The sequence below is a fragment of the Megasphaera vaginalis (ex Srinivasan et al. 2021) genome (assembly GCF_000478965.1).
Lineage (GTDB): Bacteria > Bacillota > Negativicutes > Veillonellales > Megasphaeraceae > Megasphaera > Megasphaera vaginalis.
The window spans coordinates 31453-41142 of the sequence record NZ_AWXA01000011.1 but is presented as its reverse complement, the minus strand read 5'-3'; the positions used below and the strand labels follow the sequence as shown (position 1 = coordinate 41142).

Genomic DNA, 9690 nt, shown 5'->3' with positions numbered 1-9690 from the left:
CCCATGAGGGCTTCTGCAAATATCTTTATATTCATCGTTTTGTATGTATCGATGATGGGGGTGAATTCCATTTGATCCAAAATATCGCGTTTCACGTCAATGCCGGGCGCTACTTCAAGCAGATGGAGCCCGGCGGCGGTCAGTTCGAACACACAGCGCTCCGTAATATAAAATACTCGCCTTTGCTGACGTGCGGCGTAAGGGCCGCTGAAGGTGATTTGGTCGACGTTCTTGACGAATTTCTTCATTTTTCCTTCTTGGAGAATCTGCAAGGCCCCGTCTTTTATCGCAATTTTTAAGCCGCCGGCCGTAAAGGTGCCGCAGAAATATACTTGCTTCGTCTTTTGGGCGATATTGGGAAAACCGCCGCAGCCGGCGATATGCGTACCGAATTTGCTGACGTTAATGCTGCCTGTCCGATCGCACTGCGCCAAGCCGAGAAAGGCCATCGTCAGGCCGCCGCCGTCATAAAAGTCGAACTGATACGGATGATCAATGAGGGCCTCCGGATTCATGGAAGCGCCGAAGCGGGCGCCGCCTTGCGGTACGCCGCCGATAGCGCCTCCTTCTACGGTCAGCGTAATGGAGTCGGCGATCCCTTCTTCCGCCGCAACGAGGGCGACGTATTCGGGAGCGCCCACACCCAGATTAGCTACGGCGCCGTTTGTCAGCTCGAGCGCCGCTCTTCTGCCGATTATTTTTTTTGCATTCAAGGGAATCATAGCGTTGGCGGCGATGAACGGATTTCGGCATTGGCCGGACAAGGTGGGGTCGTAAGCGCAGTCAAAGCTTTGTTGATGGTCCTTTTCTTCGGCAACAACGACAGCGTCCACGTAAATGCCGGGAATTTTCACCAGGCGGGGATCGAGATCGCCGCTGGCGACGACCCGCTTGACTTGAACGACGACGATGCCGCCGCTGTTTTTGACGGCTTGGGCAACGGATGTGTTTTCCAAGGGAACGATTTCCTCTTCCATCGTAATATTACCGTGCTCATCGGCGTACGTACCGCGGAGGAATGCGATGTTGACCGGAAAACAGGGATAAAACAGCTGGTCCTGACCGTTGATCTGCAGTAATTGCACCAAGTCCTCTGTCGTGCGGCTGTTGAGCTTGCCGCCGTCCTGACGCGGATCCAGATACGTTTCCAGACCGATGTCCGTGAATACGCCGAGTTTGCCGCCGGCTAAGGCGCGAAACCAATGACACAGCGTTCCCTGCGAGAAATTATAGGCCTCAATCTTGTTTTCGACAGCCAGCTTGGCCATCTGGGGAATGGTATCCCAATGGCCGATGATGGCCCGTTTGATGAGCCCTTCGTGGGCTAAATGTTCTGCACCGCGCCCGTCTCGGTTGCCTTGCGATCCGGCATACATATACGTGATGTTTCGCGGTTGTCCCGTTTCCAAGAAGCGCCGTTCCAACGCTTTAGTCAGTGCTTCCGGATGGGCGCTGCCGACAAAGCCGATCGAGGTGAAGGTGTCGTTATCCTGTACCAGCCGGGCCGCCTCATAAGCTGTGATAATTTTCACTTTCTTCATAAAACGTATGCTCTCCTTTGCGTACTGAAAGTTGTAAGCAGTAAGCCTACCTCCCTTCTCATTCAGTTAGAAAAAAGTTACAATTCTTTTGAAGAATTAATAACTTATAATTTCAATTCTGTTTAAGAATTGATTTATGTGTGAAATCATAGCACGGAATAATGAAGAGGTCAAGAAATATGCGGATTATGCAAGAGAACAGCGCACGTATGCTGAATATAAAATAAATATAACGAATTTATTTAGATTCCAAATAAGAATTAATAAATACAAAATAAATTCCTATTGCAAATTAAAGAACCTTGTGAATAAAAAGAACGTAATAGAGAAAAAATAATGTTTATTGGCGTAACGTAATAAAAAACTATGGAAAATCTGCCGTTTCATTTATAATTGTAGTTGAACTGTGTTTTTCTCAGTCCAATTTTGATTTAGGGGGAACGTATTGATGTCATTAGATTTGCAGTATATTTCACAAGATCCGCAGCACTTGCCGGAAAGGCCGGCGTCAACAGAGGGGTTTTCTCTCGAAAATCACGGTGAGTCCATTTTCGGCACCGTATTAATTCCGGGAGGTGCTGCCGTTGATGTCTATCCTGGCATTGTCTTGCTTCACGGATTTCCGGGCTACACATCTACCTTTGATTTGGCCCAGAATTTACGCCGCGCCGGTCTGGTCGTAGTCAGTCCGTATTACCGCGGCTGCTGGGGAAGCGGCGGCCGGTACACGTTTTCCGGGGCTATTGACGATGCGGTTCGGACGGCGTCGTGGATGCATGAAGAGTCAACGGCGAAGACCTATCACGTCGACAGGGATAAACTGTTTTTTATCGGGCACAGTATGGGCGGGTTTATCTCCGTCAATGCGACGCGGCGCTTACCGTGGATCAAGGGGACTGCCGTCATGTCCCCGTATGATCTGGCCGGCAGGGCTGAGGCCGGAGATGCGGCTTTGGATCAGCTGATTCGGGAAAGTGTGCCTGTTATGAACGTGGAATCTGCCGAAGCGCTGGCGGCTGACGCCAAAATGTGCGCAAAAAAAGGTTGGGCCATTTCGGACGCCTTTGAAAACGTGAAAGACCGCAACCTTTATTTTATCGGTGCTTCACAAGATGATATTGCACCGGCAGAACAGATGATTGAACCCTTGTGGAATCAGCTGACGGCTCATGAGACGAAGGCTTTGCAGAACTATGATACGCTGCCTGCCGGTCATGGGTACGACGACCGCCGTCTGACGGTGAGCGCCATGTTCGCCGCTTGGATTCAACGGGTATTGTATTCGCTGACGTAACGGTCAGCGCTTATCTGACAGCATGGGGTAGGCTTTGCCGCCTGTTGCCTTCACAATCAACGCGCCGATAATAAAGCCGATCGCCGTCGGGACAAACCAGGCAAACCCGTTATCGGCAAAAGGCAAGGCAGCGTAGAAGGCTTGCAGGGTATCTAAGGGTAAGTCGGTGATATGGCTCTTATTCAGCTGCGCCATCCCTTCGTAGAGACCGATTATCGTCGACATGGTGACGGCGCCTTTCCAGGCCCCGTGGTTGGGAACCATGTTATGGAAGACGCCGAGGAGCATGAGGACGATAGAAATCGGATAAATAGTGATGAAAATCCAGAACGTGTAGCGGATAATGTCCTGTACGCCGGCACAAGCCATCAAAAATCCCAAGAGGCAGACCGTAAACATGGCCGGACGAAAACGGATGCCGCCGTTTGTCAGTTCAACAGTCAAGTTGGCAATGGTTGAACCGACGCCGAGCGTTGTCGTCAGACACGCCAGAAAGATGCCGAGCCCTAAAATAACGTTGCCGAGAGAACCGGTCAGCGAATGGACGAGGCCGTTCAGCAAGGCTGTCTGATCCATTTTGCTGTCGAACAGAGAAGAGCCGGTGGCGCCTAAGTAGAGCAGACCGCCGTAAACGATGAGCAGACCGATAAAGGCGATGCCGGCGGCCTTTAAGGTCATCTTGTGGCGAGATGCCGTATCCGTATACCCTTTATCCTTGATCGAAGCAATGAACATCGCTGCGATGGCAATGCCGACGGCAACGTCACCGGTTTGATAGCCTTGCAGAAAAGAATAGGCAAACACATTATCGATTTGCGGCGCCAACGGTGTGCCGAGAGGCTGTGCAATGGCGATGACGATCATGACGACCAGGCAGATTAACAGAAACGGAGTCAGGTATTGGCCGACAATGTCGACAATTTTTGACGGGCGTAAGGTTAAGGCGATGACGACAAGAAAATAGAAAACAAGCAAAGCAATGCGGATCGTATCATTTCCCTGTGCCGCCGGGAACATGCTGAGGATACCGCTTTCGATGCCGACGCCTGCCTGGCGCGGCACGCCGCAGGTCATAATAAAAACAATCCATAAAATCATGTACGCTTTCGTGAACCATTTGGCTACGGGGGCGCAGATACCGCTTAAGGTACCGCCCATATTGTCGACGGCAATAATCGTTGCGATGGGAAATAATATGGCCGAAATGGATAAGGCGACAATGGAAACGCCCCAGGAACTTCCCGACATAAGGCCGATGAGCGGCGGGAAAACGAGATTGCCGGCGCCGAAGAAAACGGCGAACATGGCAAAGCCGATGATGAATGCGTTGAAACCTGAATGTGTTGACATGTTAGTACATCCCCCTCTGATAAATAATCTGATCACTTTTGAGAACAGTGTCTTTACCAGTATAAAGGAAAACGTTGTATTGTTCAATGAACACAAACAAATGTCTTTTTAAATAATAACGGCCCATTGGTTTGTCCCGGATGTGACGGATTACGCTATGTTCGGAATAGGCCGATTCTATTTTGTCAAAGCAGTCTTTTCGATAGATTCGCATCAGGCTGTTGGTTGGGCAAGATACGTTAAAGGCGTTTTATTGCAGATAGGCAGACCCGGGGAGAGGGGTAGTCGGAACGGGGGAGGGTGGGTCGAGGCGGACTGCGTAGCGGCAGCCCAGGCGCTTACCACCGCTGTACAGGCTGCCCGCTGCGCATTGTAAGGACGAGCGAAAGACCGGCGATCGGTATTTTACCGATCGCCGGTCTTTCGCAAATGGTTCTCCTATGTTGTGTCAGGCAAAGGGGCATGCCTTTTTGGACAAAGCCTTATGCAAGGCGTAACCGATTACGGCGTTCATGGCGATAAACGCCAGCAGCAACGCAATAAAGACGCCGAGACCGTACCCGATGGCAGGCGTCGTGAAGACGTGTTTGCCCATTATGCGCCCGGCGATCTGGTTCAGCGATATGCTGCAGCCGCCGAGGGCTATGAAGGCGACAACAGCCAGATAACCGGCAATACGACAGATGCCTTCGTTAGCGAGATGCATGCGCGTTTTCAACTGCTGCCAGATCATGGGCCAGTGCAGGCCGAGATGGATACCGATCAGAATGAGCATCACATAAGGGAGAGAAACGTGAAGTTGATGTATTGTCAAGTTTCTTGCCAGCGATAACGGATAGACTCCCGTAAACAAATGATGGGAAATGATCGTTCCCGTAACGACGATGGCGATGAAGCAGGAAAGCAGCGCGGCATTGACGGTCAGCGTGAGGACGCGTCTCGCCGTATAGCGTCCTTTGGCCAAAGAACGGAGCCAGCTTCGATTGAAATAAAGATGCATGCCTGTCAGTACGACTAAGGCGACGCCCGTAATCTCATGAACGATGGGCGGTAAGAGGCGGTAACAGAAGGTTATGAGAAAAGAAACAAGCAATAGGGAAGAAAGGATATTTCGCTTTTTCATTTTTTCGAACGCTTATTTGGCTGTCGTTTCAGCCAGCCATTTGGCCAGATCTTCTTTGCTGACGGAACCGTCGCCGAAGTTTTTGCCGGCTTTCCAAGTGCCTTTGTCCTTAGCCAACGTCTTCAAATAATCCGCGCTTGTCCCGATTTCACTGCCTTCTGAAGTTGACATGGGAATGATGGTTTTGTCCGACCAGTCATAGCTTTCAACAAAAGCGTCTACGATGCGCGGCGCCTGTTCCCACCAAATCGGGTAAGCTAAGACAATATTCTTGTACTGCGCGAAATTGTCGATTTTTGGGCTTTTTATTGCCGGGCGGAACGTATCATCGCGCTGTTCTTTCGTCGCGCGATGCGATTCGTCGTTGTAGTCGAGATCTTCTGCCGTATAAGGAATTTCCGGCTGGATTTCGTACGTGTCGGCATGCAGAATTTCGGCAGCTTTCTCAGCCAACGCTTTCGTATGACCGGTGTTGGAAAAATAGACGACCAATGTTTTGCCCTGCAGCGGAACGTCATTTGCCGCCTGCTTTTGCTGCCCCTCGTTATTGCCACAGCCGGCAAAAAGGACCAGCAGGCAAAGGGAAAAGGCGAATACGAGTAATTTACGCATAACAACATCTCCTTGTATATTTGCTAAAGTATAGTAATTTCATATACTTTTTGTTATAGGGAAATTCAGTAAAATAGCAATGGTTTTTTGGCTGAAAATCGACGGGGAATTGAAGAGAGAACGGTTACGCGCAACGTTGTCATATTCCGCCTTCAGGCGCGTATACGGAAATATTCTTGACTAGGAGCGGTACTGCCTATGAAAGCAAGCATTCCGCGCGAAGAAATCTCCGGCTCCCGTGCGGCCCTATCTCCGTTGGCGGATAAAGCCATGACCGGCGTGCCTGACGGCAAGCGGACATCGTCATTGCGCTCGGGCGGCCGAAAAGGCCTGCGTTCGATAGCATATCGAACGCAGGCCCGAGGAATCGTTTACATAATTCGTTCAATGAAACAGGTGCAGATCAGAGGCTTTGCCCCTTTTTTTCTTCTGCAAATAGATTCTTATTTCTTCAGCATCGCTTTGATTTCTTCCAACTCTCGCCGCAGATTTTCGTTGTCCGCTTCCAAATCGGCCACCCGTTTGGCCATCGTTCCGCTTGTGCCTTTCACCGTGCCGCTTCCTACGGCTACGCTGACGCCGGCGTTCAGCATGTTTTCTCCGCCGCCGAAGGCTCCTCCCACGCTCAGGAGGACGGCTTCACTGGGACGGTAGAACAGGCCTACGGCTGCCGCATTCGCATTCTTGTAGTGGCCCAGGCCGGCTGCCACGCTCCACTTGTCGTCTGTCAGATCCATCGGATGGAGAGCTGCCAGCGCGGCGGCTCCTGCGCCTACCTTGCTGAGTCGATTGTCCAGGCTGCTGATGTGGTTATTGGCGGCTTTCAAATCGGCGTCGATGGTATTCACGTCAAACCCTGCGGCTTTATTTAACTGGCGTACGGTTACGGCATCCGAGTCGGCAGTGCCGTCCGCCACGTTCTTGATTTGCCGTTCGCTTCCTTTCGCGCCGACAGATACGGCGTTGTCCGCGCCTTCGGAATTATTCCCGAGAACGACGGCGTTCTTGGCGGAGGTATTCACATTACTACCCAGTACGAAAGTATTGTTACCGCTGATCGTGTTACCGTTTCCTACCGAATAGCTGCCATTGCCGGTGATCGTAGTGGGATCGCCGAAGGCGCCGCTTCCCTTGCCGGTTACTTGATTGCCGAAGCCGATGGCGATGGAATTCATGCCTGTCGCCGCGCTGTCTTTGCCCAGGGAAATGGTATTGCCGTGGAGATAATCATAGACAGTGGTTCCTTTCACAAATTCCGTTGCTTTCGCCGTTCCCGCGGGAGCAACTACGCCGTCTTGCGTTTTAATGCTGTTGATGGCTGCTTTATTGGCGGCAATATCGGCTTTATTGGCGGCGATGGCGGTAGTATTGCCAGTCATTTTCTTATCCAGATTTTTCAACTGCTTAAAGTTTACGGCATCGCTATCGGCGGTTCCGTCTGCGACTCCCGTAACTTTCTTATTCCCTGCATGGAGTCCGGCGGCATCAATTTTCACGCCGCTCTCGGTGGTGAGGCTGGAAATGCCCTGAATGTCCTTGGCGAGCTTGACTTTCAAGGCGCCGGCTTCCGACGCCACTCCGATATTGTTATCTGACAAGGCGGCCGGTGCAGCGCCGCCGAGGATGTCCATCTTCTGCCCATCCGTTTTCGTAATTACCGGCCCGTCGTCCCCGGCAAACTTCAGAGAAGCCATACCGCCGCTGCCTGCGGAAGCAGGCAGCTCGAAGCTGTAGGTGCCGCCGTCATTACGGGTGAAGGTGACCGTGTTTCCCACCAGTTCAACGCCTGTAGTGTATTTATCCGTAAAGCCCGCAATGGACGCGATGGTGCTTCCGACGCCGTTCTTCAGCGTCAGGGTGCCGTTTCCGGTCGCAGTATAGGCGACGCTGCCGCCACCAATGACTGCTCCGCCGGCGCCTGACAGTGAAGATAGATCTACCTCAAAAGCTTTGTTTGCCGCCTGCGTGTAAAATTGTAATTTGCTGCCGCTTAAACCGGCGGATCTTATTAACTGTCCAAAATTAGCCGCATCCGTATCAGATTCGCCGGCAGACACATACATCAGGCGCCGGGTCGCACCAGAGCTGCCAAAGGAAACGGTATTCGCCGCGCCTACCGAGGAATTGTAGCCGATGGCCACACTGTTCTCCAGACTCGCTGTCGCATTGTATCCGAGCGCCAGTGCATTCTTCCCACTAGCTTTCGCCTTGTATCCCAAAACCGTTGCGCTCTCTCCATCAGCGTTTGCGCCGCTCCCGATGGCAATTGCCCATTTCTTCTGCGCCTTTGCCGTGTAGCCGATGGCGATGGCCTCCGTTCCTGATGCGGGACTGCTTTCTGTCCCTGTTTTTGCCCCAGATCCGAAAGCTACACTGTTGTCTCCCCGGGCGTACGCGTAATTCCCTAAAGAAGATCCTCCGCGGGTTGCATAAGCGCCGGCTCCAATGGCCGTAGCGCTCATACCATCCGCGCTCGTGCCCTCCGCCTTTGCATTGTCTCCCAAGGCTGTGTTGCCCTGCGCTGTGGCCTTTGCATACGCTCCGATAGCAGTAGCATGGTTCCCGGTAGCCTCGGCGTCGTCTCCCAAAGCCGTCTGCCAGGGCTTCGTAGCTAAGCCGCTGAGGGTGAGTTCGACCGACCCGCTGTTGGCATTTACGCGGATATTTTTATTAGTATTAGTGGGAGTCATGGTGTAAACAATGGCGCTTACCGTACCGTGTCCTCCCAACAGGCAGGTGCCTAACAACAGCGCGCAGAGAATGCGCAGGGAAAGGGTTCTGTGTGTGTTTCCATACTTGGTCATGATGACTCCTCCTCATATCTTCCTATGTATCGATTTCCGTATTTTTGGCGGCCCCTTTTTTTGCATAGCCGCGTTTTCATTGCTCAGCGCCTTGCTTTTTCCGCCACCCATGCGTGTTGACTCGGACGCCCTGCCCTTTATCCGACGCGAAGGTCGCGCTTGCGTCCGCCTCGTTTTCGCCGTCGCGCCGACATTGCAGACGCGCCTCCTGCGGCGCTGGCCGCATCGTTCTGTTCACGGTTCCCGGCGCCGTTCAGACGGTTTCTTTGCCGGTTCCGGAAAAGAGTGTCGGCAGTACAAGCGCAGCGATGAGCTCCCCGTGCCGGCTATTCCCTTTGCGGGTTTTTCCTGAAGAGCTGTTTTTCTGCTGGTTTCCTGTGCTTTTGCATATAACACGCCTCCTCTCCGTAAACAACATAAGATACGGTTACCTTACGGGAAAGGAAATACACGTCTCCTTTCGCTGTCCCGGAAAAACACCTGCGTAAAACATCTATCTCTTTATTACCATTGTATAGAAATATGTCGCATTTGTGACCTGTTATAAATTACAGGTTTTCCCATTTTTTTTAAATTACCGATACTGTTTTTGCAATAGATCGCATATAAATGAGTTTAGATCATAAATAAATACAAATTGCCCCGTATTTCCCATGATTTCCATCATGCCCGTCCTCTTCTCCGTCCTTTATGGCGAACGGCAAAGACGCTATGCAGACGTCGGTCCCGCGAGGATAGTGCCTAAACGCCAAGGCAGTAAACTTCGTCTGCCGGAGAAAGGTGTTGTCTGCCGGGCGCGTTTTAAGCAGTTCGCTTTCATCGTGTACCGGCGGAAAATTGCGCGCCACGGGATGACCAGAAACGGTGCGGCGGCGGAACCCAAGGAACAACGGACAACGGAGACGCGTAAATGGCGCGTATACGGAAATATTCTTGACTATATGCGGTGTTAACCTATATGATAAA

Annotated in this window: 8 protein-coding genes; 3 read left to right on the top strand and 5 right to left on the bottom strand. The window is 51.8% G+C overall.

Going from position 1 to position 9690, the window contains the following annotated elements; all coding sequences use genetic code 11:
• Positions 1-1541: acyl CoA:acetate/3-ketoacid CoA transferase (locus tag HMPREF1250_RS03380; RefSeq protein WP_023053187.1), on the bottom strand; the 1541-nt coding region annotated here is incomplete at its 3' end.
• Positions 1542-1989: 448 nt separating this feature from the next.
• Here HMPREF1250_RS03380 and HMPREF1250_RS10885 point away from each other — a divergent pair.
• On the top strand, positions 1990-2835 hold the full coding sequence (locus HMPREF1250_RS10885; RefSeq protein WP_023053184.1) for an alpha/beta hydrolase: 846 nt from the start codon (positions 1990-1992) through the stop codon (positions 2833-2835).
• A 3-nt stretch (positions 2836-2838) separates the two neighbouring features.
• On the opposite strand, the gene HMPREF1250_RS03365 is transcribed toward HMPREF1250_RS10885, so the two are convergent.
• The 4 genes from HMPREF1250_RS03365 to HMPREF1250_RS03350 all read right to left on the bottom strand — a co-directional run bounded on the left by HMPREF1250_RS03365 (position 2839) and on the right by HMPREF1250_RS03350 (position 8724).
• Complete coding sequence (locus HMPREF1250_RS03365) at positions 2839-4185, bottom strand: branched-chain amino acid transport system II carrier protein (RefSeq protein ID WP_023053193.1); 1347 nt, start codon at positions 4183-4185, stop codon at positions 2839-2841.
• 448 nt (positions 4186-4633) lie between these two features.
• On the bottom strand, positions 4634-5308 hold the full coding sequence (locus tag HMPREF1250_RS03360; protein WP_023053207.1) for a DUF4405 domain-containing protein: 675 nt from the start codon (positions 5306-5308) through the stop codon (positions 4634-4636).
• A 12-nt stretch (positions 5309-5320) separates the two neighbouring features.
• Positions 5321-5920 (bottom strand): flavodoxin, encoded by a 600-nt coding sequence (locus tag HMPREF1250_RS03355; RefSeq protein WP_023053195.1) that lies wholly within the window; start codon positions 5918-5920, stop codon positions 5321-5323.
• A 443-nt stretch (positions 5921-6363) separates the two neighbouring features.
• Positions 6364-8724 carry a YadA-like family protein gene (locus HMPREF1250_RS03350; protein ID WP_023053214.1) on the bottom strand — a complete coding sequence of 787 codons (2361 nt, stop codon included), beginning with the start codon at positions 8722-8724 and terminating at the stop codon, positions 6364-6366.
• Between the two features lie 79 nt (positions 8725-8803).
• Between HMPREF1250_RS03350 and HMPREF1250_RS03345 the strand changes: the two genes are divergently transcribed.
• Entirely contained in the window at positions 8804-9076 is a 273-nt protein-coding gene (locus HMPREF1250_RS03345; RefSeq protein ID WP_155914482.1) for a hypothetical protein, read from the top strand.
• Positions 9077-9461: 385 nt separating this feature from the next.
• Positions 9462-9677, top strand: a complete 216-nt coding sequence (locus tag HMPREF1250_RS11740; protein ID WP_196806844.1) for a hypothetical protein — start codon at positions 9462-9464, stop codon at positions 9675-9677.
• Positions 9678-9690: the final 13 nt, after the last annotated feature.

What these genes read in the sequence shown, in the direction of transcription:
- HMPREF1250_RS03365 (WP_023053193.1), bottom strand. Translation starts at nt 4,185, where the DNA reads ATGTCAACACATTCAGGTTTCAACGCATTCATCATCGGCTTTGCCATG.
- HMPREF1250_RS03350 (WP_023053214.1), bottom strand. Translation starts at nt 8,724, where the DNA reads ATGACCAAGTATGGAAACACACACAGAACCCTTTCCCTGCGCATTCTC.
- HMPREF1250_RS10885 (WP_023053184.1), top strand. Translation starts at nt 1,990, where the DNA reads ATGTCATTAGATTTGCAGTATATTTCACAAGATCCGCAGCACTTGCCG.
- HMPREF1250_RS03355 (WP_023053195.1), bottom strand. Translation starts at nt 5,920, where the DNA reads ATGCGTAAATTACTCGTATTCGCCTTTTCCCTTTGCCTGCTGGTCCTT.
- HMPREF1250_RS03360 (WP_023053207.1), bottom strand. Translation starts at nt 5,308, where the DNA reads ATGAAAAAGCGAAATATCCTTTCTTCCCTATTGCTTGTTTCTTTTCTC.